We start from the raw sequence: 22932 nt of genomic DNA, 5'->3' as shown, positions 1-22932 counted from the left end.
TATATTCAATTTAAGATTAACTTTTTTAATTTCTATTACGCAACAATACCGTCAACCTGCACAACAATAAACCTTTCGTTTTGCTTTGAAGTAACAAAAGGTGGTTTTTCCTTTTAAGCATAATGAACTACTGAAAATATACCTGTATTTCAGCGGTTGTGTGTACATTCAATAACCATCAATTTTTCAAAAAAAGACCGGGTCTCAGCTACCACATAGGCACTGAACCTCTCTCGCTCCATGATATCAAATACTTCCCCTTTACCTGTAAGGGAAGAAATGAATAACAGAACACTCCCTTCGGGTTTGAGATAGTCAGATACTTCAGCAAAAAAGGTTGCTATAGTATCCCTTCCCTCAACTCCTCCATCAAAAGCATAATTGAGCCAACCCTCTAACTTTTCGTCTTCGGAGGTCGGGAGATAGGGAGGATTGAACAGTATGACATCAAAATATGCTTTTTTCCTGAGCCCTGCGAAAAGGTTACTGCGGAAAACCTGGATGCCGTTTTTATATGCGCATTCAAGAGCATCAGGATTTATGTCACAACCTATGGGTTCTACATTCTTATTAGCAGCAACCACTGCAGAAACAAAGCCACTTCCCACACCCATTTCCAGCACATGCATACCGTCACTGATACGGTCTATCGCAACATCTGCAAGCAGGAAAGAATCTTCCGCAGGTTCATAAACATCTTTTTCAATGTTAACATAAGCATTGCGATATGAAATGGGAGCCATTAGTCATCCCTTGCTTCATAGAGAATATTGGATATGGTTGCAAAATCTTCAGGAAAAAGCTGTTCAGCACGTTTTCCCAGGAAATCTTCAGGAATTAAACGAAGAATGGATTCCTGGTTTGCCAGGGGCGGATTGAATTTCGTAAGAGCATTTTTCATTTTCTTGCGCCTCTGGCCAAATGCAGCCTCGACAACCCTGAAAAAGAGTTGCTCATTCTTCACCTCAAAAGCCGGTGGCCTGGGTACCACTTCAACTACTGCAGACCAGACTTTTGGAGCAGGAGTAAAAGCAGAGGGAGAAATTTTGCGAAGGAGCCTGACATCAGCAAAATACTGTGTGTCCACTGAAAGCCGACCATAATTCTTAGAGCCCGGCACTTCTACCATTCTTCTGGCAAACTCGTACTGATACATTAAAATCCCTTTTTCAAAACCGTGGTTAAGAAGACGGAATGTTATGGGAGAAGAGATTGAATAAGGTAAATTTGCTACAACTTTATTGAAGGCAGGGAGTTCAACTTTCATTGTATCCCCTTTAATTATATCAATATTGGATACGTCGTGGAACCTGTCCTGCAACACTGTCACCAGACGGGGATCCCGTTCTATAACAATAACCCTGCCTGCCCTGGCTACCAGACGCTCTGTCAGATTTCCGATACCGCCGCCTATCTCAAGAACGACATCATCACCTTGCAGGTCTGCAGCTTCTGCTATTGAGTCCAGTATAGGTTCATTTACCAAAAAATGTTGGTCAAGGGAACCACCCCTGATCCCATATTTTTTAAGAATAGAGTATACCACATCTATACCCTTTATTCATTGTGGGGGCGGCGATGTGGTCTTGTGAAGAGTCTGTACTTGATATTATCATCTTTAAGTTCTTCCATGATACGATTGACAATAGCCTTCTGGGGCGTATGTACTCCTCCCACACGTTCATGGAGTTCTTCAAGACTTTTGAACTCACCCTTCTTACGTTCATCGATTATCGCCCACATGAGTTTTTTGCCAATACCGGGTAAAAGCTCTAGCATGTGCTGGCGAGTCGTTATGGGATGAGCTTCATTGAAAAACTTTACAAAACGCTCCTCATGATGTTTTACCGATTGCTCCAGTACATACGGAAGCTCAAGTTGTGCACCACTTGTAAGATCATTGTAATGAATCCGATGCTTGACATGATCAATTACTTCCCTGTCACCCTCTCCGATATAAACTCTGGACTGTATCTGAGGAGTGACTTTTTCCTTGGGGACAAGTTCCATGAGTACGAATTTAGAATCACCTACTGCCTGGGCTAAGGGTGTTTTCTGGTATGTGGGACGTGGATCATTAGGATTTCCATAAGGAAGATAATCCAGAACCCATGCGTACTCTTCTCTTTCAGTTTTATTCCCCTTTGTAGTCATTATATCCTCCATGGTGCACGTAAGACTATTGATATTATCTAAAAGAAAAAGTCGTATATGGAATATAAATTTATTCCATATAATCCATTACGAGTTCAAGGATGGTGTCAAGCTCTTCATCTGAGAGAGTGTATCTCTCTTTGGCATAAAGGGTACGGAGTTCATCCCTGGAAAGTGGCATTGTGTCCACTATCCGAATTGCAATCTCCGGTTTCATTTTCTCCACTTCAAGCAATTTGTTGACAAACTCGCGTGCTTTTTCAGCACTTGTCCTTGAGAACATGTCTGCATGGTTTATGGCTTTACGCAGCTCATATCCAAGCTCTTCTTCGTTATTGACACGTTCTTCCAGAATCTGGTGGAGAATTCCCCTGACCTCAGGTAACGTAAGTAATTCTTCATCAAGAACTTTTTTAACTATCATTGGAAAGCACTCATCCATTCTGCCTTAAGTTAACCTGCCTTTAAGGCAGGAATAATGCAACAGACAACTATCAGAGGCAAAGCAGATATAGCTATTTCTGCTTTGCCTCTGATATTTATATTTCTTACCAGAAATCAGTATTTCTGGGGTTTAAGGTGCTGTGGCAGGACAATTACCTGCTTATTGGCATTTCCTTCACGTACTTCAAGGATATAGGCACGCCCGCGCTGAGAGAGTACCTTACCGGTTTTACCCTGGTATCTGGGATTTGGCATTCCTTTCTGGACACTGGGATCAATATCTATATGGACTCTCTGTCCTTCACTGAAACTCTGGATGGCTTTGCTCACAGGAGAGAGTCCTCTTTCCCTGATTGACTTTTTAAGCTTGTATCTTGTACAGTATCTTTCACCATTTGATTTTGGCATAATGTTCCTCCGTTGATGATATATAAATTATAATCCGGTTAAATCTTCACATCGACCACATCAAGTTCTTCAACCACTGCATCAATTCCAAGCAGACCGGTGAGGCTCGGAGTCGTGCGTCCCTCGTCACTGGATATAAGCTCTTTCACATAAAGCCCGCCTTCACAATCAACCCTGATTATTGCATGATCCTGATGATATTCGAGAAGTTCTATCGAATGCACCTGACGTTTCCTTACAAGATCAGCCCTTCGATGCGACACCCTTTGAGGCGTGCGCTGTTCGATTAGATTACCCTGGAGGTCCTCAAGAGCAGTCCTGATGGCGTCTTCCGTAACAGGGGCATTGAATGTAACTTTAAGCTTATAAACTTTATCCGCCGTAGAGTTCTTGAGGGTCTGAACTCTGGCCTTGTCCGCAAATTTGAGACCTTCAACTTCAATTTTCCCGTCAGCTTTACTGTTTATTTGCTCTTCCAGATCAGAAAGATTGTAGTTACGCTTACCCGGATTTATAGCTTCAACTACAAATGGGCGACCTGCACCGAGCATTAAGGCGTCTATGTCTTCCCTTCCAGCACCGTGGAATTTAGTATCATCACTGTCAAATGCTTCAATTACAGGTTCACTAACCAATTCATCCACGGATTCGGGATATTGTTTTCCTGTATTATCACAGCTCTGACATCCCTTTCCCTTGCATTTGCGGCAGGGCCATCGGGTCTGGGGTATGCCACGCACAAGTTTGCGATAGCGACCTTCAACATAAACCGAGCGGATTTCCAGTATAATATCTTCTTTTGCTATGTCAAGAATAACAACAACATCGGGCATTTTGATGTCTACTTCTTTGCCGCTGCGGGCTGCCAGGCGTTTTCCGATCTCCCTGTTAAGTTCGGTTTTCAGCTGCTCGGCATAATCAGCCCCGCATTCAGCCCAGAGGATCTCTTCATTCTCAGCCAGCAGTCCGCTAACCTTTGTACCCACGACAAAAGTGGAATACTCGATTCCTTCAAGAGCCTTTATAGCTCTATCCACCCATTCATCCAGATTGTCAAAAAGCCCAATGCATACCCAGCATTCCTCTTCTTTACAGGAGGCATCCAGTGTCTTACATGCGTAGGAGTTGGAAAGAGCGAGTTTTTCAAGTAAATCCTTATAGCCTTCTTCTTTCATCAGGCGTGCAGCTTCTAATGAGAGGGATAGTTTGATAGCCTCTCCTCTTTCAGCATTTGTCAGGCCGGTAAGCAAGCGGGCAAATTGCCTGCCCATACAATTGTCGCATATTGGACCTTCCTCAATGATTCGGGCTGCTGTTTGCATTATGGTCATGTATTCACTTCCAATAGCAAAAAGGTTAATATTCTTTTTCCCTGCGGTCAAGTTCGTTGTGTAAAATTGTAATACAATGGTCCGAATGAAGCGAGATCGGGCCTATATTAAGTTTTATTGCACCGGCTTTTTCTATCTCTGCCTCTTCTTCTTCGGTAACACCGCTGTGATCACCCAGAATAAAGACCATATCCCCTCTGGGAAGGGTTTCTTCACGGATTTCCTTGCCGTCTTCAAGCAGATAATAAAGAGAGCAACCCTGCTGCTTGAATTCCGAAAGGAGAGTGGATAGGTTTGCATCACGCACGGTGACACCGGGTGTGGAGCGAATCTCAAAGTCAGAAGAATCCTTATCCAGGGCTTTTTTGATAAGAGAGCCACTACTTCGTTCATCCGGATTCAGGTAACGTACGGTCTCCCCGTCAAATTTGATAACCCTGCCAGGGTCGGGTTCTCCGAGGAGCAGGAGGTGAATCTGTACGTCCCGGCGCAGGTCATGGGAGAGAAAAAGGGCTGAATTTACGCACCTGCACAGTATATCCATCCTGCCGGCAGAACCAGGCAGGTCATTCAGGGAAAAATCATCGGCGGTATGCGCCTTATGGGCAATAATGAGAAAGTGTTTCATAGTGGTTATCCTTTCAATTTCTGATGCCGATAAAATGTGCAGTACTATTTAAATTTGATTATGTATTTTGCCAATGAAGCAGGTATATAAATTTAAAGAATATTAAATTATTGTAAATTCAACAGGAGTCACACAAATGACAGACGAAATCGATTATGATATCATTGGGAATGAGATGCAGCTTGTGGAGATCGAAATTGATCCTTCCGAAAGTGTGAGGGCAGAGGTTGGTGCCATGATGTATATGGCCCAGGATATCAAAATGCAGGCCTCAACCGGTGGCGGTTTGAGCGGTATCCTCGGCGGCGATAAGAACTTCTAAGGAGCATAAATGATGCGTATACTTGCAATGTCCGATGCACACGGGAATTTTACACGCATCCCTGCCATACTTGACAGGGCAGAGGATGTGGATTTGATACTGGTTGCAGGAGATATCACCAACTTCGGGCCGGATGAGCAGGCCCTGGAGATGATGAGAATGTTTGACAAAACAACCCTGGCCATTCCGGGCAACTGTGACCTGCAAAGTATCTGCAATCTTCTGGATGAGTCAAAGGCCATAAATCTCCACGAGCGTTTGTGGATCATGGAAAATGTGGCTTTCATAGGGATGGGTGGATCCAACCCCACACCCTTCAAAACTCCCTATGAAATCGAAGAAGAGGAAATTGCAACAACCCTGGACAAACTGGCTGCTGAAGGAAGACAGAAGGGCGATTACCTGGTGCTGCTATCCCATTCACCCCCTTACTGCACACTGGATCGCATCGAAGCCGGTAATGTGGGCTGTAAAGCTGTAGCCGACATGCTGGGCAAGGTGGACCTGATCGTCTGTGGCCATATCCATGAGGACAAGGGAGTCATGGAAGTGGCCGGTACAACTGTCGTGAACACCGGTATGGCTTCGGAAGGATCGGCTGCCCTTATCGAACTGGATGAAAAATCGGGCAAACTGGATATCGAGATGCTGCAGGTCTGATCTCAGGGGTCGATTTCCAGCAGGTCCGAGGCGATGTGCACTTCACCTTTGAATCGGCTGCGCAGGTATTCCAGTGATTCCTGTTCATGGCCCTGCATTTGCGGGTAGAGATGGGTCAGGTAGAGTTTGCCTGCATCAAGTTTTTCGAGATAGGGGCCCAGCATATCCGGTGTGGTGTGGCAGTCGATGTCAAAGCCTGGGGGAAACGAACATTCGTGGATGAGAATATCGGCTCCCTGTGCCAGTTCCATGAGGGAGTCACAGGGTTCGGTGTCCCCGGCATATACCATTATTTTCCCTCCGTCCTCGAGTCTGTAACCCAGGGAGAGTACGCTGTGCACTCCTGCGGCACAGCTGAGCCGGCAATCACCACCTTCAAGTGCGATTTGCCGGCCGGGTTTGAGTTCGGTGACGGAGAGGTCAAACCTGGCCTGTAAATAGGGATACAGCCCGAACAGGCCGTCCAGCCATTCCCGGGTGCCCTGTGGCCCGTAGATGACACAATCGCTTTTCTCACACAACCAGCGGCTTTTGAGCAGGGGCAGGACATCGGCCACATGATCCAGGTGCAGGTGGGTCAGGATGATTGCATCAACATCCCGGGGATCACGCCCGCTCTCAAAGAGGCGCTGCAGCACCCCGGCCCCGCAGTCAAAAAGTAATAAACGGCCGTTTTCAGTCTCAACTGCAATCCCGGACTGCACCCTGCCGGGCCGGGGGATTGCCACACCGCTACCAAGGAATTGTATTTTCATGCCTACCATAATAAGGTTTAAGTAACTTAACTCTAATTATGGATTCCGAATGGCTTTATAAAGCTCATTCATCCAACCAACCGGCAAAGGCTAATTCTACACATCTTCCTGCGAGGGTTGCCCAGCCCGGTCAAAGGCGCCGGACTTAAGATCCGGTTTCGAAGGAATTCGAGGGTTCGAATCCCTCCCCTCGCATCGCTTTTTTGGGATATAGGTATCTCTAATTTTTTGTACGCTAATTTGTGGGAATAAATAATATATTTTTTATAGCCAAGCAATATTAATTGTATATGTGTATATTAGTTTTCTGTAATAGAGTGAACAATCATGAGTAGGCTTTAAAAAATAAAAATTAAAGGTCTCTACAAAATATAATTGATAAAATATATTACATATATTGCTTTGTTACTATCAATGAACAAGCAGAGGGGTACAATGACTAAATATCACTTTGATGAAAATACAAAAGAATTATTTATTTCTGGCGAGAAAATCAACATAGCAGATTTGAGTTATGAACTTAACAAGGAAATAGGCCAAGGTGCTAACGGTATTGTTTTAGAAGGCAAGGATCCCCTTTTGGAGAGAACAGTGGCAATCAAATTTTGGCTACCTTATAAAAACCAGAGAAAACCAGATTTAGATAGATTCCGCAATGAAATTCAAAAAATTGCCCAATTGGATAGTGACAAAATTGTCAGAATTCATCATGCTGGTGCAATAGATGATACTTATTTTTATGCTGTATATGAATTTGTCCAAGGAGAAACTTTGAGACAATGGTTAGAAAAAGGACAGCAATTTTGGTTACGTTGTTCCATTTTAGAACAAATATATCATGAAATGAGAAATGTACATAAAATGGGAATTTATCATGGTGATCTGCATGACCGGAATGTACTAATAAAACCAGATAATAGTATAAAAATAATTGATTTCGGAACTAGTTTTTTTTCAAACACAGAGAAATCACGTCAACGTGAAACAGATCTTTTACTTAAGACTGGTTTATTACTTTTGAAACAAGAAGATGAAAAATATAACATATTAGAAAAAGAAATCCTAAAAAAATCCCCCCCGGAATGTGTTCCTTGTTCAATGCTAAGGTTAAGAAATGTTATTGAAGATTTAAAAAGTTTGGATGGCACCCTAGACGACGATGGTACCCTAGACGATTATTCAAAATCACGGATAATGTTCTCTTTAGCCACCGACGTTTGTGAAAGTCCTTTTTTTAATTTGGACAATGTTTTTCGTTTTATACAAAATTCAGCCATTGAAGATACTTATATTGAAATCTTCATCGGCTATGTGATTTCAACTTGCAAAGATAATATAAATGGTTTATATGACGGTACTATAAAAAAGAAATCTTTAAGTAGTGAAAATATAGAGAACATGAACTCTATTTATTGCAAGTGGCGTAGAAAATATTTGCAAGATCTAAATATATAAGCACATCCGCACTTCTAAGAATGGTCGACAAAATACGAATGTTTAGTTTATCATCACCTCGGCTAATTAATAATTCTTTCCACATTTCTAACTTTAAAATTCAACTCTGTTTCCTTTGCTTTTTTCTTCAAGTAAGCCAAAGCACTTCTATGCTTAATTCCAATCTCTCTTGCTTTTTCTGGAGTTAAATCAAGATTAAACTTCTCCACTGTTTTTTCATCAATGAACTTTTGTGTCTTTCTCACATCCAATTCCTGCTCATCAATTCCATTGGCTTCTTTGCCAAGGTAAATCGCTCCGTCAACATCAATATGCTTCCTTGCAAGAATACCAATCTCACCTCAAACTTATGTTCTGGATGGTTCTCTAAGGGTACTTTACATTGCATGAAGAAGAATGCTAAAATTGATAAGCCATTTACTCTTAATACTCATGTTAAGGAAAGGTTGGAGATGTGGGAAGAATGATAATGACAGGTACAAAAGGAGACACACAGAAATGAACGGAATCAACCTTAATGTCATACCATGTGAAACAAATTTAAAAACCAATATTAAGGACAATGGTAGTCCCTGTCCAGTTTGTAACGTTCCAGGTGGTTTTGTAAAAAATATTACTGTAAGACATATGATATGTGATGATCTGTTAGAAAATATAGGTGATTTTGACTATTATTTATGTATGAATGAAGATTGCAAGATTTCTTATTATAACAATGATTTCAGAGTTAAATTCGAAAAAAGTGATGTAAAAGTACCAATATGGTTTAAAAAAGGTGCAAACCCGAAATATGCCTGTTATTGTAGTAAAGTAACAGAAGAACAAGTTATAAATGCTGTGATTAATGATAAGGCAACTAATATGAAAGAAGTTTTAGAAATCACAGGAGCAATGACTAATCCAAATTGTCAAATAAATAATCCGTCAGGTAAATGTTGCCATCACACAATACAGGGAATTATAGATAAAGCATTAATTGATTAATATAATTAAAAATATTTCATTGGTGACATGTTTTCCACAGGAAGTTGAAAGGAGGATAAAGTAAATGAGCGGCGATGTAGTCCATTATGAACATAGCCATTTTGATTACGATTGGATAAATGACAGTATGTACATCTATCCTCAGGACCGCAAATACAAATCCTCATTGATGTTAGATGATATCATCCTTGACGTGGACGAAAATAACAAGTTTGTCGGCATTGAGATACTTGACGCATCCAGGAAATTCAATATCAGTAAATATGAGATGCGTGAACCTGTGGAACTGAATGTTAATTTTGAAGTAGAAGACAGTAAACTTACTCTCAATCTGAAAATGACTTTTGTAAAAAGGAACCATCCCGTTGCAAAGACTGTTTCCGTTACAGGTAACAACGAGATGAATTTATCCCCGGGGTCAACCACCCTGGCACTGGCATAATTTTTACTTACCTTTCAATGCTGGTGTTTCGATCAAAAAATATAGCACTTGAGAAACCCGAACTGCTGAATCCACCCGACCCAACTTTGCCTTTGATATTTCTTACTTCAGTTGAGATCTGTTTTTGGAAGGAGTTTGAGGGTTTGAATTCCTCGTATCGTGTCGCTTGTTCATCCTTTATCAGTTACATGTATTTTTTTGAAACCATTCTTCATTTCGGATATTATCAAAATCAGTGGATTCAAAGTTAAATTTTATGACATTTCCATCTGTTACCTGTACTAAGTCCTTAAAGCAATCCTCTGCTTCTCTTTTTTGATCATATTTTGAATATATTTTTGTGCAATTATATAATGCTAACTGTTTATAAATATTCAATCCAGTTAATTTATAGGACATGTTTATAATTTTAGTAGCAAAATCAGATGTAAGGTAGGGTATTTCAAATTCATATTCAGAAAGTTTTTTCCACTGGGTTAATTCAAAATTATAATCATAAACTATTTTTTTGATAGCAGTAACTGGTATTATTAGCTCATCATCGTTATCAATATATTTAAACCTATAATCCATTGCTGTTGATTGATATAGAATTAAATCATGTACTTCTAACCCTGATAAATATTCTACTGAAACCCATTTAGGTCGGCTCATCATCGGTTTAGATTTAATGGAATTAAAAATATAGATTAGCACATTCCATCCGACAAGAAAAAAAATAGTAACATAAAATAATTCTTGCCAAAAAAAAGCTATAAAGAGAGGCAGTAATACATATTTGATACTATTACTTGTGAAAGATCTAAGGCTAAATTTGCTTATTAAATAATTAATTAACTCATTTAAAGATTTAAGAATTAAGTAAGGAGATAAATAATTATTATTTTTTTGTGCTAATCTTGTTTGTATATTAGATAATAATGTACTTAATTTTAGTAATATAATTACATCTAAAAATAGAATGTGCACGCATAAGACTTCAATTGCTTCAAGAGGCAATTTAAATAATAAAGTGCCAGCTGCCAATAGAACAGCCAGCACAAATGTTACAATAATTAAAGAAGGTTTAATAGTTCTTAATATCTCTCTAAATGGCTTTATAATCCCTAATCCTCTTTGTATCAGATCTTGAATGAATTCTGGTTCTGAGTTTTTCTCTAGTTTGTATTGATTTTTCTTTAGAGCAAATAAAAAAAGACCACCTATAATCGCCAATGCATAAATTAATGACAAAACTATAGAATTAAAATATTGTGAATATGGAGGTATACTATGGAATATGTTTATGATGTTGCTATATAAGTTATCGAGATGTAAATCCAGAAAAGATAGTATGACACCATTAAAATAAATCATATTACAATTTATTAGATGTAAATATTATTAATAGATTTCCTAATTTAAATAATTTATATGAGCCACGTATACAGTGAATTATTTTACCAACAATTCCATTTTTAGACTTACCTATATTCCCACCCTATTCTTAATCGCAAAACTTGTCACATATTCGTGTTACTGCATATTTTTTCATTTTCGTACACTACCACCCAACAACAAATTACTTGCCTTTGTTCATAGATTTCAACAAAATAAAATCATCAAATATATAATAAACAAATACATACTGAAGAGCAGTGATAATGTGAGCAATTTCCAGGAAAAAGCGAATTTCATTTGGAGTGTGGCGGACGAGGTTCTTAGGGACGACCTGAAGGCAGGGAAATACAGGGACCTCATCTTACCCTTTACCGTAATCAGACGGATTGAATGCGTCCTTGAACCCACTAAGGAGGATGTACTTGAGAGAAATAAAATACTGGAAGGGAAGGTCAAGGACAAGTACAGTGCCCTGTGTGATGTAGCAGACTGCCGATTCTACAATACTTCTCAGTATGATCTGAAAAAACTGCTTGATGATCCGAAGAATATAAAGAAGAATTTCCTGGCATACATGGACTCATTTTCGGATAATGTCAAGGAGATCCTGTCCAAATTTAATATTGACAATTACATCGATTTCCTGGATGAGAACAATCTGCTCTACATGCTTGTGGAGAAGTTTGGGAATGTGGACCTGCATCCCGATGCTGTCAGCAATATGGAAATGGGATATATTTTCGAGGAATTGCTGAGGCGGTTCAATGAGAACATGAATGAGAATCCTGGAGAGCATTTCACCCCGCGTGAGGTGATAACCATGATGGTGCATCTGCTGTTCCATCAGGATATGGATATCATCGGTCACAATCATCCTGTGCGGACGGTTTACGATCCTGCATGTGGTACTGGAGGGATGCTGACCGTATCCAGGGATTATGTACATGAGGAGATCAATCCCAATGTTGATATGCACCTGTACGGACAGGAGGTCAATCCCGAGACCTATGCGATTGCCAAGGCAGAACTGTTGCTCAAGGGTAATGGCAGGGATTCAGAGAATATTATGCTGGGGTCAACGTTATCCAATGACCAGCATGCTGACATGACCTTCCACTACCAGCTTTCCAATCCACCCTTTGGGAAGGACTGGAAGAAGGATAAGAAGATAGTGGAGGCTGAAGCGAACAGGGGATTCAGTGGCAGGTTCGGTGCAGGACTGCCCAGATCAAGTGACGGTCAGATGCTGTTTTTGATGCATATGATTTCAAAGATGCGTCCTCTTGGGGAAGGAGGAGGCAGAATGGGAATTGTCATGAATGGTTCGCCGCTGTTTACGGGAGATGCAGGTTCGGGTGAAAGTGAAATTCGACGCTGGATTCTGGAGAATGATATGCTGGAAGCGATCGTGGCATTACCTGACCAATTGTTCTACAATACGGGAATCAATACCTATGTCTGGATATGCACAAACCGTAAGGATGAAGTCAGGAAGGGCAAGGTCCAGCTGATCGACGGGACTTCCTGTTATATTAATATGCGGAAGAGTCTCGGGGATAAAAGACATGAAATATCTCAGGAACAGATCGAGACCCTGACACGCCTGCATGCCAGGTTTGAGGAAAATGAATCTTCCCAGATCTTTGATAATACTGCGTTTGGTTATCGCAAGATCACAATTGAGCGACCCCTGCGCCTGAAATGTCAGATCACCGAGGAACGTATCGAGGAGTTGAAGGAGCAGAAGGCTTTCCAGAGTCTTGCTACAAGCAAAAAACGCAAGGATACTGCAGAGAAGGAGAGGGAAGAGGCTGCAGGCAGGAAGTTGCAGGACTTAGTTATTGACGTGCTTGCAGGAATGGATCATGATAAGATATACATGAGCCGCGATGAGTTTCTCAAAGACCTCGAGTCATCTCTCAAGCGGGCAAAGGTGTCGATAAAAGCACCTGTAAGAAAGGCTATACTGGCTGTGATGTCCGAACAGGATGAAAATGGCGAGATCTGCAGGGACAATAAAGGCAATATCGAGGCTGATACCCAGTTGAGGGATTATGAGAATGTACCGCTGGATGAGGACATCCAGGAGTATTTCGAGAGAGAAGTACAGCCCTACGTTCCTGATGCATGGATCAATGAATCCATGACCGATGAAAAGGACGGAGAGATTGGTAAGGTCGGATACACGATCAATTTTAACCAGTATTTCTATGAATACCAGCCCCCACGTCCCCTGCAGGAGATCGAGGACGACATCAACAAACTGGAAAACGAGATCCTGGAGATATTGGAAGTGATGAAGCAATGAGTTCATCCCATGTCAAATATATGGACTCTTCGGGGATGGAACCATACACCGAGTACAAGGATTCGGGAGTAGAGTGGATAGGGGAGATTCCAGAGCATTGGGATGTTCGAAGATCCAAATATGTCTATCAAGAAAGAAATGACAGGTCAATAAATGGTTCTGAAAATTTATTGTCTGTATCTGAGTATTATGGAATTAAGCCTCGACTTGAAGTAATGGAAGAGGGCGAGTTTGTAACTCGTGCAAAAACATTGGAAGGCTACAAAAAATGTAAACCAGACGATTTAGTTATGAACATAATGCTTGCCTGGAAACGTGGTTTAGGTGTTACTGCATATGATGGAATAGTAAGCCCTTCATATGCCGTCTTTAAACCTATGATTGAAAATGATGCACGTTACTTGCACTACCTTTTAAGAACTGATAAATACATTACGGAATTTAAGTGCCATTCTACAGGCATTATTGATTCAAGATTGCGCTTGTATCCTGACGAATTTCTAAGAATTAACATCATATTACCTCCATTGTCGGATCAAAAAGCCATAGCCACCTTCCTCGACCGTGAAACATCCCGCATCGATGCCCTTGTGGAGAAGAAACAGCAATTCATCGAACTGCTGGAAGAGAGGCGTTCGGCACTGATCAGCCATGCGGTCACGAGGGGACTCGATCCAGATGTGCCGATGAAGGATTCGGGGATTGAGTGGATAGGGGAGATTCCCGAACACTGGGATGTTACGAAACTGAAACAAATTGGAAAAATTGTATTAGGAAAAATGTTAACACCCAAGGATAAAGGAGGATATAATAAAAAGAATTATTTAAGAGCCAAAAATATACGATGGGGTAAAGTAGATGTTAATGATGTAAAAGAAATGTGGTTTTCTGACAATGAAATTAATCAATACCGACTTTATGCAAATGATTTACTTGTAAGTGAGGGAGGAGAAGTTGGGAGAACTGCAATATGGTTAGATGAATTAGATGAATGTTATATACAAAATTCAGTTCATAAAGTAACCTTAAAAGACCCTCATAATCCAATTTATTTTCTTTATCAATTTATATCTCAAGGAAAAATTGGATATTTTGATTCAATTGTAAATCGAGTTAGTATTGCTCATTTAACAAGAGAGAGACTGAAAGAAGTGCCATTTTTAGTTCCACCTCTCCAAGAACAACAAGCCATAGCCAATTATCTCGACAGAGAAACATCACAGATTGACAACTTAATCGAAAAAACGAAACAATCCATTGAATACCTGAAGGAATATCGTACTGCACTCATATCCAGTGCTGTCACGGGGAAGATTGACGTCAGGGGGACTGTAAGTGACTGATCCAGCCGAAGAAAAATTCGAAACCGATATAGTGGAATCGCTTGTAAGAGACCAGAAGTATATCCAGCGTGCAAATCAGGACTACGATAAGGAACTCTGTCTGGATGCTGATATGCTCTTTGATTTCATCCGCTCCACCCAGTCCGAGGAATGGCAGAAACTCAAAGCCAGGCATGGTGATGACAGGGTAAAGGACAAATTCCTGAACAGGTTGACCAGGGTCCTCCAGAAACAGGGTACACTGGATGTACTCAGGAAAGGTGTCAAGGATACGGGCTGTCATTTCGATCTGATATATTTCAAGCCCGAGACTGCACTCAATGAAGCCCACCAGAAAAAGTACAGGAACAACAGGTTCTCCGTAATCCGTCAACTTCACTACAGCAGGAAAAATCCCAATAAATCTATAGACCTGTGTCTGTTCATCAACGGAATTCCCATCATCACCTCCGAACTCAAGGATACCCTGAACGGGCAGGATGTGGATAATGCGATCAAACAGTACAGGACCAACAGGGATCCAGCAGAACCCCTGCTGCAGTTTGGCAGGTGTTTCGGGCACTTCGCAGTCGATCCGCATCTGGTATACATGACCACCAAACTGCAGGATGAGTCTACGGTATTTTTACCTTTCAACAGGGGATATCAAAATGGTGCAGGCAACCCGCCCATGTATGACGATTACGATACATCCTATCTCTGGCAGGAGATCTGGAGCAAGGATCTGTTGCTGGATATCATACAGAACTTCCTGCAGATAGTGGACAAAAGGGATGAACAAGGCAATGTATCCCGCCAGTTGATCTTCCCTCGCTATCACCAACTGGGTGCAGTCAATCTGCTTGTGGAAAATACCAGGATCAATGGTGTCGGTCGAAAATATCTCATCCAGCACAGTGCAGGAAGCGGGAAAAGCAATTCCATTGCCTGGCTGTGCAACAAACTTGCTGGATTACATGACGAAAACAATGAGAACATCTTCGATTCCATTATAGTGATAACCGACAGGCGGGTACTTGATGAACAACTGCGAAACACCATAATGGCACATGAGCAGGTCAGGGGAACGGTGGAAGCCATTGACAGGGACAAGTCAAAAAGATTGGCTGAAGCCATCGAAGCAGGCAAGAAGATCATAATCGTAACCCTGCAGACATTTCCCTTTGCAATCGAACTGTTCCACAAGACCCCTGGTAAACGGTTTGCCGTGGTGATCGATGAAGCCCATTCCTCCCAGACAGGCAATACCGCCAGAGATGTCAGAAAGGTGCTGGTGACCGAGGATACCGTGGAGTATGAGGACGAGCAGGTCAGGGATGTGGAGGATACCATCAATGAAAAGATGGATGAGATCACCACCGATCTCAAGCTCCAGCCCAAAAACATCAGTTTCTATGCTTTCACCGCCACTCCCAAGAACAAGACCATGGAGATGTTTGGGGAAGAGCAGGCAGATGGTACTTTCGAACCCTTCCACCTGTATTCGATGAAGCAGGCAATCGAGGAAGGCTTCATCATGGATGTACTGCAGAACTACACCACATACACCACCTATTTTGAACTGATGAAAAGCATCGAGGACGATCCCAGGTACCAGAAGATGGCTGCCAAATCCCTCCTGAAAAACTATGTGGGCTCAAGTGAGTATGCTATCAGGCAGAAGACCGAACTGATGCTCAATCATTTTGCAACCAATACCATAAACAGGATCGGCGGCAAAGCAAAAGCCATGCTGGTGACAGGTTCCAGGGCCAATGCAGTCCGATACGAACTGGAATTCAAGAAACAGATCGCAGAAAAGGGCTATCCCTTCGCTGTACTGGTCGCATTCTCGGGAGTTGTGCAAGGAGAAGATGTGTACAAGAAATACACGGGCAAGGAATTCACCGAATCTGGAGAGAACGGTTTCCCCGATTCTCAGACTGCCGAGAAGTTCAATGAAGACGAATACAGGATAATGATCGTGGCCAACAAATTCCAGACGGGATTCGATCAACCCCTGCTGCACACCATGTATGTGGACAAGAAACTCGGTGGAGTGGATGCAGTACAGACACTGAGTCGCTTGAACCGTATCCATCCCGATAAATCAGATACGATGGTGCTGGACTTTGTCAACGAGGCAGAAAAGATCAAGGAATCTTTCGAAAAATATCATGTCAAAACCACTCTCACTGAAGCCACAGATCCCAACAAACTCTATGATTATGAGAATCAATTGCGGGACTTCGGTGTTTTTGATGATACAGATATCAACAACTTCGCTGCAGAGTACTTTTCTTCTAAAGGAAAACAGGCAAATCTCTATACAGCCCTGCACCAGCCAATCAGGAGATGGGGAAAACTTGAGGAAGATGAAAGGCGGGATTTCAAGAAGAAAATGACCGTTTTTGTACGCCAGTATGCCTTCCTGTCCCAGATAATATCCTTCTTTGATGACGAACTTGAGAAATTCTATCAGTTCTCCAGGTTCCTCATTAAAGAGTTGCATATAGAATATGACCGTCTGCCAAAGGAGGTCACCGACAAGGTCAAGATGAGTTCGTTCAGATTGCAGGAGACCAGCAATGGACAAATATATCTGTCAGATGACGAAGGAAACCTGGAACCTGTACCCGAGCCAGGAGCAATCATGAATCCAGAGGATGAGATGACACCGCTTTCGGAGATTGTGAAAGAGATCAATGAAGCCAGTGGTGCAGAGATGCTGACAGACGAGGACAAGGTTGCCCAGGTACTGGGAAACATGCAATCCAACATGATCGCAAACCAGCGGATGCGTCAGGCTTCATCTTCTGAAGTGAACGAAAAGAAGGATGTCAAACTTATATATAACGAGATTTTTGGAGAAGAATTGAACAAGTTGATCGATGTGAATTTTGAACTGTTCTCCAAGATCAAGAATGAGGAAGAATTTGCCGAGATTATCAAGGAGAAGTTATTCAACAACGTCTATCGGGCAATTACTGAAGAGGATACTGCCTGAATTCTGTAAATCTTGTTCACTTGAATTGTGCCATTTGAGCATGTATAAGAAATATTGTTGAAATCTTCAATCATTCTTTTTTCTCAAACCGGATCCCATGATCTCCAGGATACGAAGCACGATGGTCATTGTCCCCTCTCCAGATCTCATCGGGAATTCCTTCAGGAAAAGCATCACATGTATTATGATGGGTCCCGTTGGGATTCAACTGCGACTTACGGAGATGTTTGCAGTGTATACAGACAGGACTATAGATTATTTCTGAATCGGTACTGTCGTCGATTACGATATCTCCTTCTGCGTTTACCATATCAATCATTTGTTCTTATCTCCTGATATATTCTAACTGGGGTATATCCTTTACGACCCGGGACCAGACTTCATGCCAATGCATTAAATTAGCATCATCTGTAGAAAGTTCACCTGAGAAGATTTTGTTTTCAAACTCTTTTCTAACATTGCGATTATGGTATTTCATAGATTTCTCTATTTTTTCATTCCACATCTTACTTTCAAAGTTGGAACCATCTTTCATTTTCATGGTGTAGGAGTTTTTTTGTCGCTGTTATCCTGATTTCCTTCATCTCCAGATTGCAGGCAGTAAGGATATCTGCGGGGGAAAATGAACTGCTGTCCGGGTGATTGTGCGTGAAAACGGATCCTTTTAGTTTTTTGCTTTCTTCCATTGTAATTGTAATCGCACTCTTACTTCCTGACTTTCTAAACAGAACATTGCCATTTGATGAGAAAGCATATCAGTTTTCATATGGCATATCACGTATTTGTGATTCATATTTCCTGATTATGTCATCGATGTTCCCCCTTGCAGGTGTCCGGGAAATGCTAAGTGAATCCAGCAAACCCTTTTCCCCGGCAATCCTCCTCTCCAGATCCGAATCAAGGATGAACTTATCGATATGATACTTATTATTGACCGCCACATCTGCAGTAATATTCGCATTTACGAGTGTGACGTTTTTGGTTGTTGCTCCGTTAGTGTTAGCATTAACGCCTGATTTTCGGTAGGATGGGTTAAGTTATTTCCTGCTCAATCTATCTCAACCAGAATTGCCTGGATAGAATCCCTTAAACCAATCAGACGATTGCCAACAACATCCCACACAATCACATAATCGATTCCGAAATAACCATGAGCTAAGCGGTCCCGCATACCGGCAATCACCCGCCACGGAATGCCAGGATAACTTGCCTTTATCTCAGCCGGCACATTCGTAGCCGGCTTCACCAATGATTTCGATATTCTTCACAACTGCCTTCTGGGTTTTCCTATCGTTGAGAAATTCAGTGAAGTCCATCCCTGAAGTGAAATCTTCAATCTCATCAATCGCTTCAACAATGTCAGTTAAAAAGAACCTGTACTCACGCATGAAAACCACCTCATGCATGCACATAAACCACTTCTGAAAAAATCCTGCTCTTCAATTCATCCCTTACGGCACGTTTCGAGATGATATCTACCTTTGTCCCGAACTCGTCTTCAAGAAAAATTCCAAGAGCTGCGAGATCAAAAAGATCCGCACCTTTCTCAAACTCAACAAGGAAATCAATATCGCTGCCGGTTTTGTATTCATTCCTCACCACCGACCCAAAAAGGCCTATTTCCTTTACTTTATAGTTCTTTTTCAATTCCAAAAGCAGCTCATCAAGTCTTCCCAGAATAATATCCTTTTTGATCATATTAATTCCCTTATGAGATACTGATACACATTTTGGAGGGTCTTTTTATATTATTGCTTTGGTTGTGTTGTCTGATCATTCCCATGAATTCATTAGGCAGATCCTAACTGTAGTTCAGTGATCTTATATTTGCTGCCTTGATAAAGGTCCAGTCAAAAAGAGATATTATACGCTGCTCGAGTTGATTGATTTCGACTGCCTGCAGCAGGGAAGTTGCCATATAGTGTTGGCGGATGAATGACAGGGGAATATAGGGTTTATGGCAAAAATCGATTATGAAATTAATTCAAAAGGTTTATACCAAATGCTCTCAATACTCACATGTGAGTATTGATAACAATTAGACGAAATACTTTTTTTGTGGTGAAAGATGGTAACAAAACCGAATCCAATATTGGAGTATAGTATAGATTCCCTGTTAAAAGCCTTCAATACTTATAGAAAACCGGTCTTAAATCATTCTCATTTTTCTAAATTGATGAATTTACTTGACACGAGATTGAGAAAACAAGGAATTGATATGGAACTACCAGGATACTGGTATAAATATGGGTTTTATATAGAACCCCGATTTCTGGATAGTGCCCTTCCCAGAAAATTTACTGAATATTATACTTTAGACGACACAGTCGTTCCACCCATGCACCCAAAAAGAGATTATGGACTTAAAGCAGATATAAAAAAAACGATCGATTCAATAGTTCGTTATCTTTGGAAACAATATGGATACAAATCAGATTACGGTAAAAAGGTCAAAAGAGATTCATATCAAATAAACAGTCCATATGATTTCAATACTATTTTTCAGGATTATATTGATGTTGTGAATCGTAAAGAAAGGGGATTTGGTTCAAGAAAGGATCAGCTGGAACCGTTGTTGGATGATTTACTCAACAATTTTCCTGAAGATGATTTCCCTGAACTATTTGATTTGTATCTCGAATGGGATGACACTGTACGTCTTATTTTGGATTGTACATCTTCCGAAAAACAATATGGTCTTATTGTTGACCTAAGGGACAAATTCTGGGATGTCTTTTCAAATTGTGTCAGAATAATACATCACCAAAATATTCCTGATGAAAAAAGCATCATTGATGAATGGGAGAGAAAATATGAACAATCAATTCCTGCTTTTTATCATGAACTGGAAGATCTAAGAGAAGAGATTCTTTCTGACAATTATGAATTTTCAAATAAAAACGAAGATACTGTTAAGAAACTACTGAAATGCGCATACGAAAATCATAAGGGGGAAGCGCATGGATGAATCTTTTTCTTGATAACAATGTGTTAATTGGTTATATTTTTGAAACCGATAACTGGAATCTAAAATCTCTAGATGTGATGCGTTGCTCCTTAGATCGATATTCAAGTAATACCGTTTGTCAGGAATGTAGGGATATATACAAAAAGAACTTGGGAACTATAAAGAAAGAATTTAAACACATTATCCGAGAATTTAACAGAAAACAATCATTCAGCTTAAAAAAAGCATCATCTGTATTAAAAAGATACCAGATCGGGGATTGCTTAATTGAGTATTTTAAAAATAACCCCGTAGAAAATATAAAAGAAGCCAAAAATCATTTGAGAAATCTCCAGCGAGACATGGAAAAAAGATGTCTTGATAATTATCAGAATATAAATAAATTAGTAAAGTATGTGCCCGTGATAATCCCTATAACGACATTTATAGGTTATTGGAAGCAGATGGTTTGGCAGAAGAAGAATTTATGGACCTTGAAATTATTATCGACGCACATCATGTTGGCTTGAATGTTGAACAGATGTTTTTTATTACTGGTGATTACAGGGATATTGTTTCAAGAAAAAAGTTGATAGTGGCCAATACTTCCTTAGAAGATGTTATCTATTTGAAATATTTTGATTTCCAGTAATCGAGTTACAATATTTCAATTATTTCTTATATCACTGCTCGCCTTCCTGCGGGAATCCTGCACATCAAGACTGCCGTTTGCGTCCAGTGTCTTGATACCAAGCCCGACTGCAGCGATATCCTCGTTCTCTGACAGGTACCTGTGTTCTTCAAGCCAGTCAACGATAACGTTCTGCGCCTGCTCGACACAAAGCATATCCTGGTTCCACGTTTCAAATCATGTAGGGTACCCTTTGAGAAAACCAATTTTTCCACTAAAAATAGAAAATATAAAGTAACAACTGCCTGATTTCCATGTTGTCCTGTCTTTCAATTTCATATACATGAGATACGAAATCAATAGTTTTGCGTTTGCCAACAAGGTATTGAGCCATTTCTCTTGTCTTCAGGAGCAATATAGCACTCCATGTATGCTGTTTATCCCTGTATTTAGCACGTTTATTTAACCATTGATTAACTTCCTCTGTAATCTTCCTAGCCACTGTAGGCTTAAGCCTTAGCGCATAGGTTTCTGTCCGTATCAACAGAACTACTGACAGGCACAGGCAACAGATCACTGCGGCAGTTGTGATACAGCGGCAGTCTCATTCTGCTTGCTTCACCAGAATTGGCATCGAAAACCGTGCCATGCAGGGCCCTGCACTGTGGTGAAGTCCGGTCATCGATCTCTGCAAAGAACTCAACCTGCACGCCACGCTTAGAATACCTGTATAATTCCGAATTAAATGCTACATCTGCTGTAAATGTCCTGGCAAACCTGACTGTAGGAAAGGGTTCGTTTATCCAGTATTTCTTGATGTTGTTGGCCAGTTGGTTGGAATTCCTGTATTAGATCTCCTCATTGTCCAGCATAGCAATAATGCTTTTTGCGACTTTACCAGTCAGATCGGTGGAGAGCCGGACCGCTTCGGCTGTCAGGGGATATGGTTTATCGGCTGCAGATTTGCTTATATGGGGAATAGAGGCAGCAACCTGTGCCTCCTGCAGGTTCGCATCGGCATGTGACAGTGCGAGTCTTATTATTTCAGTCAGCAGGAGATCGAACTGGATTTCAAAGGTTTTTGATTGGAACCACCTTCGTGTGTTCCGTAGCAATTCGTCCCGATAATCCAGTGTACTGACATTCGCAGCCTTGTTGAAAGTTCTGTCAAAAAGAGATATAATGCGCTGTTCTAGTTGTTTTATCTCAATAGACCGCATCAGAGATGATACCATATAAGTTCCAGAGGAATGGCAGTAGTATATGGTATTTATGGCAAAAATGAGTGAAATACAGAGTAATCATTTGATGAAATCTAAATATTGAATAAAGCCCCAATCTTCCTCATACTTTTTTAATATATCAATTATTGGCTCTGTAGAAATCCTCATTTGAATAACCACTGAAATAGAAGTTGCCCTGTCTATATTATGGATTAATAATTTGAACTTGACCTCTTTTACCTGATTTCTGTATTTTGTTGCCCTCAGTTCTTCCCCATATTTCCTTTTCAAAACAGAAAACATCGTCTCTACTAGGTTTCTATAATGGTAGATATCTTCATCAAACTCATCTCTCATTTTACGACGGTATTTTCCTTTGATCTTCTTCCTTTTTCTGTATCTTACAGGTATGATGGCTTCTGCTTTCAATTCTTCATTGATTAGAGTATGTATCTTTTCAGAATCATATCCTTTATCCATCAAATAACAATCAGCTTTTCTCCTTTTGTGGCATTGTCTAAGTAATGACGA

31 protein-coding genes and 1 tRNA gene are annotated in these 22932 nt (G+C 40.8%); 11 read left to right on the top strand and 21 right to left on the bottom strand.

Annotation, left to right across the window (positions count from 1 at the left end; translation table 11 throughout):
- Positions 1–149: 149 nt before the first annotated feature.
- The 7 genes from A9957_RS09280 to trmY form a co-directional block, all read right to left on the bottom strand.
- The gene (locus tag A9957_RS09280; RefSeq protein ID WP_128754028.1) at positions 150–743 is read right to left on the bottom strand and encodes a HemK2/MTQ2 family protein methyltransferase; all 594 of its coding nucleotides are present in this window, start codon (positions 741–743) and stop codon (positions 150–152) included.
- Positions 743–1546, bottom strand: coding sequence for a 16S rRNA (adenine(1518)-N(6)/adenine(1519)-N(6))-dimethyltransferase RsmA (gene rsmA, locus A9957_RS09275; RefSeq protein ID WP_096711457.1), 804 nt, complete (start codon positions 1544–1546; stop codon positions 743–745). Before rsmA ends, A9957_RS09280 begins: the two co-directional genes overlap by 1 nt.
- An 11-nt stretch (positions 1547–1557) precedes the next feature.
- Positions 1558–2154 carry a DUF655 domain-containing protein gene (locus A9957_RS09270; protein ID WP_096711456.1) on the bottom strand — a complete coding sequence of 199 codons (597 nt, stop codon included), beginning with the start codon at positions 2152–2154 and terminating at the stop codon, positions 1558–1560.
- A gap of 70 nt (positions 2155–2224) precedes the next feature.
- On the bottom strand, positions 2225–2578 hold the full coding sequence (locus A9957_RS09265; protein ID WP_072361120.1) for an RNA polymerase Rpb4 family protein: 354 nt from the start codon (positions 2576–2578) through the stop codon (positions 2225–2227).
- Between the two features lie 134 nt (positions 2579–2712).
- Positions 2713–3006: a 50S ribosomal protein L21e gene (locus tag A9957_RS09260; protein WP_072361122.1), complete on the bottom strand. Its 294-nt coding sequence runs from the start codon at positions 3004–3006 to the stop codon at positions 2713–2715.
- Positions 3007–3044: 38 nt separating this feature from the next.
- A complete protein-coding gene (locus A9957_RS09255; RefSeq protein WP_292344018.1) occupies positions 3045–4337 on the bottom strand; it encodes a tRNA pseudouridine(54/55) synthase Pus10 in 1293 nt (430 codons plus the stop codon).
- Positions 4338–4362: 25 nt separating this feature from the next.
- Positions 4363–4965 carry a tRNA (pseudouridine(54)-N(1))-methyltransferase TrmY gene (gene trmY, locus A9957_RS09250; protein WP_096711454.1) on the bottom strand — a complete coding sequence of 201 codons (603 nt, stop codon included), beginning with the start codon at positions 4963–4965 and terminating at the stop codon, positions 4363–4365.
- A gap of 136 nt (positions 4966–5101) precedes the next feature.
- Between trmY and A9957_RS09245 the strand changes: the two genes are divergently transcribed.
- Both A9957_RS09245 and A9957_RS09240 read left to right on the top strand, forming a co-directional pair.
- Entirely contained in the window at positions 5102–5287 is a 186-nt protein-coding gene (locus tag A9957_RS09245) for an AIM24 family protein (protein WP_308736816.1), read from the top strand.
- A 9-nt stretch (positions 5288–5296) separates the two neighbouring features.
- Positions 5297–5947, top strand: a complete 651-nt coding sequence (locus tag A9957_RS09240) for a metallophosphoesterase (RefSeq protein WP_292344017.1) — start codon at positions 5297–5299, stop codon at positions 5945–5947.
- Positions 5948–5949: 2 nt separating this feature from the next.
- Here the strand turns inward: A9957_RS09240 and A9957_RS09235 are convergent, their stop codons facing one another.
- Positions 5950–6711, bottom strand: coding sequence for an MBL fold metallo-hydrolase (locus tag A9957_RS09235; RefSeq protein ID WP_292344015.1), 762 nt, complete (start codon positions 6709–6711; stop codon positions 5950–5952).
- A 101-nt stretch (positions 6712–6812) separates the two neighbouring features.
- Between A9957_RS09235 and A9957_RS09230 the strand changes: the two genes are divergently transcribed.
- Together A9957_RS09230 and A9957_RS09225 are read left to right on the top strand one after the other, a co-directional pair.
- A tRNA-Leu gene (locus tag A9957_RS09230) sits at positions 6813–6897 on the top strand.
- Between the two features lie 240 nt (positions 6898–7137).
- Positions 7138–8157 (top strand): protein kinase, encoded by a 1020-nt coding sequence (locus A9957_RS09225; protein WP_292344013.1) that lies wholly within the window; start codon positions 7138–7140, stop codon positions 8155–8157.
- Between the two features lie 62 nt (positions 8158–8219).
- Here the strand turns inward: A9957_RS09225 and A9957_RS09220 are convergent, their stop codons facing one another.
- Positions 8220–8402, bottom strand: coding sequence for a hypothetical protein (locus tag A9957_RS09220; RefSeq protein ID WP_105460616.1), 183 nt, complete (start codon positions 8400–8402; stop codon positions 8220–8222).
- A gap of 253 nt (positions 8403–8655) precedes the next feature.
- Between A9957_RS09220 and A9957_RS09210 the strand changes: the two genes are divergently transcribed.
- Both A9957_RS09210 and A9957_RS09205 read left to right on the top strand, forming a co-directional pair.
- Positions 8656–9141 carry a Csac_0668 family 2Fe-2S cluster-binding (seleno)protein gene (locus tag A9957_RS09210; RefSeq protein WP_105460617.1) on the top strand — a complete coding sequence of 162 codons (486 nt, stop codon included), beginning with the start codon at positions 8656–8658 and terminating at the stop codon, positions 9139–9141.
- A gap of 64 nt (positions 9142–9205) precedes the next feature.
- Positions 9206–9583 (top strand): DUF2283 domain-containing protein, encoded by a 378-nt coding sequence (locus tag A9957_RS09205; protein WP_292344012.1) that lies wholly within the window; start codon positions 9206–9208, stop codon positions 9581–9583.
- 180 nt (positions 9584–9763) lie between these two features.
- On the opposite strand, the gene A9957_RS09200 is transcribed toward A9957_RS09205, so the two are convergent.
- Positions 9764–10798 carry a hypothetical protein gene (locus A9957_RS09200; protein WP_292344010.1) on the bottom strand — a complete coding sequence of 345 codons (1035 nt, stop codon included), beginning with the start codon at positions 10796–10798 and terminating at the stop codon, positions 9764–9766.
- Positions 10799–11228: 430 nt separating this feature from the next.
- Here A9957_RS09200 and A9957_RS09195 point away from each other — a divergent pair, with 430 nt between their 5' ends.
- Genes A9957_RS09195 through A9957_RS09185 form a run of 3 tightly spaced genes read left to right on the top strand, consistent with a single transcriptional unit; the run spans position 11229 to position 17600 of the window.
- Complete coding sequence (locus A9957_RS09195; RefSeq protein WP_292344009.1) at positions 11229–13271, top strand: N-6 DNA methylase; 2043 nt, start codon at positions 11229–11231, stop codon at positions 13269–13271.
- Positions 13268–14614, top strand: a complete 1347-nt coding sequence (locus A9957_RS09190) for a restriction endonuclease subunit S (RefSeq protein WP_292344007.1) — start codon at positions 13268–13270, stop codon at positions 14612–14614. The genes A9957_RS09195 and A9957_RS09190 overlap by 4 nt, the downstream gene beginning before the upstream one ends.
- Entirely contained in the window at positions 14607–17600 is a 2994-nt protein-coding gene (locus A9957_RS09185) for a type I restriction endonuclease subunit R (protein ID WP_292344005.1), read from the top strand. The genes A9957_RS09190 and A9957_RS09185 overlap by 8 nt, the downstream gene beginning before the upstream one ends.
- Before the next feature lie 70 nt (positions 17601–17670).
- Here the strand turns inward: A9957_RS09185 and A9957_RS09180 are convergent, their stop codons facing one another.
- From A9957_RS09180 to A9957_RS09155, 6 genes are all read right to left on the bottom strand, one after another.
- A complete protein-coding gene (locus A9957_RS09180; RefSeq protein WP_128754042.1) occupies positions 17671–17919 on the bottom strand; it encodes a hypothetical protein in 249 nt (82 codons plus the stop codon).
- 6 nt (positions 17920–17925) lie between these two features.
- Complete coding sequence (locus A9957_RS09175) at positions 17926–18141, bottom strand: hypothetical protein (protein WP_128754043.1); 216 nt, start codon at positions 18139–18141, stop codon at positions 17926–17928.
- 214 nt (positions 18142–18355) lie between these two features.
- On the bottom strand, positions 18356–18541 hold the full coding sequence (locus A9957_RS09170) for a hypothetical protein (RefSeq protein ID WP_128754044.1): 186 nt from the start codon (positions 18539–18541) through the stop codon (positions 18356–18358).
- Between the two features lie 107 nt (positions 18542–18648).
- Positions 18649–18828: a DUF86 domain-containing protein gene (locus A9957_RS09165; RefSeq protein ID WP_292344003.1), complete on the bottom strand. Its 180-nt coding sequence runs from the start codon at positions 18826–18828 to the stop codon at positions 18649–18651.
- Positions 18818–19006 (bottom strand): DUF86 domain-containing protein, encoded by a 189-nt coding sequence (locus A9957_RS09160; protein ID WP_292344001.1) that lies wholly within the window; start codon positions 19004–19006, stop codon positions 18818–18820. Before A9957_RS09160 ends, A9957_RS09165 begins: the two co-directional genes overlap by 11 nt.
- Positions 18999–19298 (bottom strand): nucleotidyltransferase family protein, encoded by a 300-nt coding sequence (locus A9957_RS09155; protein WP_128754045.1) that lies wholly within the window; start codon positions 19296–19298, stop codon positions 18999–19001. The genes A9957_RS09160 and A9957_RS09155 overlap by 8 nt, the downstream gene beginning before the upstream one ends.
- A 370-nt stretch (positions 19299–19668) precedes the next feature.
- Between A9957_RS09155 and A9957_RS09150 the strand changes: the two genes are divergently transcribed.
- Both A9957_RS09150 and A9957_RS09145 read left to right on the top strand, forming a co-directional pair.
- On the top strand, positions 19669–20568 hold the full coding sequence (locus A9957_RS09150) for a hypothetical protein (RefSeq protein ID WP_132130888.1): 900 nt from the start codon (positions 19669–19671) through the stop codon (positions 20566–20568).
- Between the two features lie 448 nt (positions 20569–21016).
- Positions 21017–21199, top strand: coding sequence for a hypothetical protein (locus A9957_RS09145; RefSeq protein WP_128754047.1), 183 nt, complete (start codon positions 21017–21019; stop codon positions 21197–21199).
- 15 nt (positions 21200–21214) lie between these two features.
- Here the strand turns inward: A9957_RS09145 and A9957_RS09140 are convergent, their stop codons facing one another.
- The 5 genes from A9957_RS09140 to A9957_RS09120 form a co-directional block, all read right to left on the bottom strand.
- Positions 21215–21394: a hypothetical protein gene (locus tag A9957_RS09140; protein WP_128754048.1), complete on the bottom strand. Its 180-nt coding sequence runs from the start codon at positions 21392–21394 to the stop codon at positions 21215–21217.
- 58 nt (positions 21395–21452) lie between these two features.
- Entirely contained in the window at positions 21453–21680 is a 228-nt protein-coding gene (locus tag A9957_RS09135) for a hypothetical protein (protein WP_292344000.1), read from the bottom strand.
- A 7-nt stretch (positions 21681–21687) separates the two neighbouring features.
- Complete coding sequence (locus A9957_RS09130) at positions 21688–22008, bottom strand: minor capsid protein (RefSeq protein ID WP_128754109.1); 321 nt, start codon at positions 22006–22008, stop codon at positions 21688–21690.
- Positions 22009–22026: 18 nt separating this feature from the next.
- A complete protein-coding gene (locus tag A9957_RS09125) occupies positions 22027–22413 on the bottom strand; it encodes a hypothetical protein (protein WP_096711436.1) in 387 nt (128 codons plus the stop codon).
- Positions 22414–22479: 66 nt separating this feature from the next.
- Positions 22480–22932 (bottom strand): transposase (locus A9957_RS09120; RefSeq protein WP_292343997.1); only part of this gene is annotated, 453 nt, incomplete at its 5' end.

The organism is Methanohalophilus sp. DAL1 (assembly GCF_001683555.1).
GTDB classification, from domain to species: Archaea; Halobacteriota; Methanosarcinia; order Methanosarcinales; family Methanosarcinaceae; genus Methanohalophilus; species Methanohalophilus euhalobius.
Note: the sequence above shows the minus strand (reverse complement) of the source record. Positions and strands in the feature narration are given on the sequence as shown.

Coding starts and splice junctions, on each gene's coding strand:
- A9957_RS09280 (WP_128754028.1), bottom strand. CDS start 743: ATGGCTCCCATTTCATATCGCAATGCTTATGTTAACATTGAAAAAGAT.
- A9957_RS09270 (WP_096711456.1), bottom strand. CDS start 2,154: ATGACTACAAAGGGGAATAAAACTGAAAGAGAAGAGTACGCATGGGTT.
- A9957_RS09265 (WP_072361120.1), bottom strand. CDS start 2,578: ATGATAGTTAAAAAAGTTCTTGATGAAGAATTACTTACGTTACCTGAG.
- A9957_RS09260 (WP_072361122.1), bottom strand. CDS start 3,006: ATGCCAAAATCAAATGGTGAAAGATACTGTACAAGATACAAGCTTAAA.
- A9957_RS09255 (WP_292344018.1), bottom strand. CDS start 4,337: ATGACCATAATGCAAACAGCAGCCCGAATCATTGAGGAAGGTCCAATA.
- trmY (WP_096711454.1), bottom strand. CDS start 4,965: ATGAAACACTTTCTCATTATTGCCCATAAGGCGCATACCGCCGATGAT.
- A9957_RS09245 (WP_308736816.1), top strand. CDS start 5,102: ATGACAGACGAAATCGATTATGATATCATTGGGAATGAGATGCAGCTT.
- A9957_RS09240 (WP_292344017.1), top strand. CDS start 5,297: ATGATGCGTATACTTGCAATGTCCGATGCACACGGGAATTTTACACGC.
- A9957_RS09235 (WP_292344015.1), bottom strand. CDS start 6,711: ATGGTAGGCATGAAAATACAATTCCTTGGTAGCGGTGTGGCAATCCCC.
- A9957_RS09225 (WP_292344013.1), top strand. CDS start 7,138: ATGACTAAATATCACTTTGATGAAAATACAAAAGAATTATTTATTTCT.
- A9957_RS09210 (WP_105460617.1), top strand. CDS start 8,656: ATGAACGGAATCAACCTTAATGTCATACCATGTGAAACAAATTTAAAA.
- A9957_RS09205 (WP_292344012.1), top strand. CDS start 9,206: ATGAGCGGCGATGTAGTCCATTATGAACATAGCCATTTTGATTACGAT.
- A9957_RS09190 (WP_292344007.1), top strand. CDS start 13,268: ATGAGTTCATCCCATGTCAAATATATGGACTCTTCGGGGATGGAACCA.
- A9957_RS09180 (WP_128754042.1), bottom strand. CDS start 17,919: ATGATTGATATGGTAAACGCAGAAGGAGATATCGTAATCGACGACAGT.
- A9957_RS09175 (WP_128754043.1), bottom strand. CDS start 18,141: ATGAAAATGAAAGATGGTTCCAACTTTGAAAGTAAGATGTGGAATGAA.
- A9957_RS09160 (WP_292344001.1), bottom strand. CDS start 19,006: ATGCATGAGGTGGTTTTCATGCGTGAGTACAGGTTCTTTTTAACTGAC.
- A9957_RS09155 (WP_128754045.1), bottom strand. CDS start 19,298: ATGATCAAAAAGGATATTATTCTGGGAAGACTTGATGAGCTGCTTTTG.
- A9957_RS09150 (WP_132130888.1), top strand. CDS start 19,669: ATGGTAACAAAACCGAATCCAATATTGGAGTATAGTATAGATTCCCTG.
- A9957_RS09140 (WP_128754048.1), bottom strand. CDS start 21,394: ATGCTTTGTGTCGAGCAGGCGCAGAACGTTATCGTTGACTGGCTTGAA.
- A9957_RS09125 (WP_096711436.1), bottom strand. CDS start 22,413: ATGGTATCATCTCTGATGCGGTCTATTGAGATAAAACAACTAGAACAG.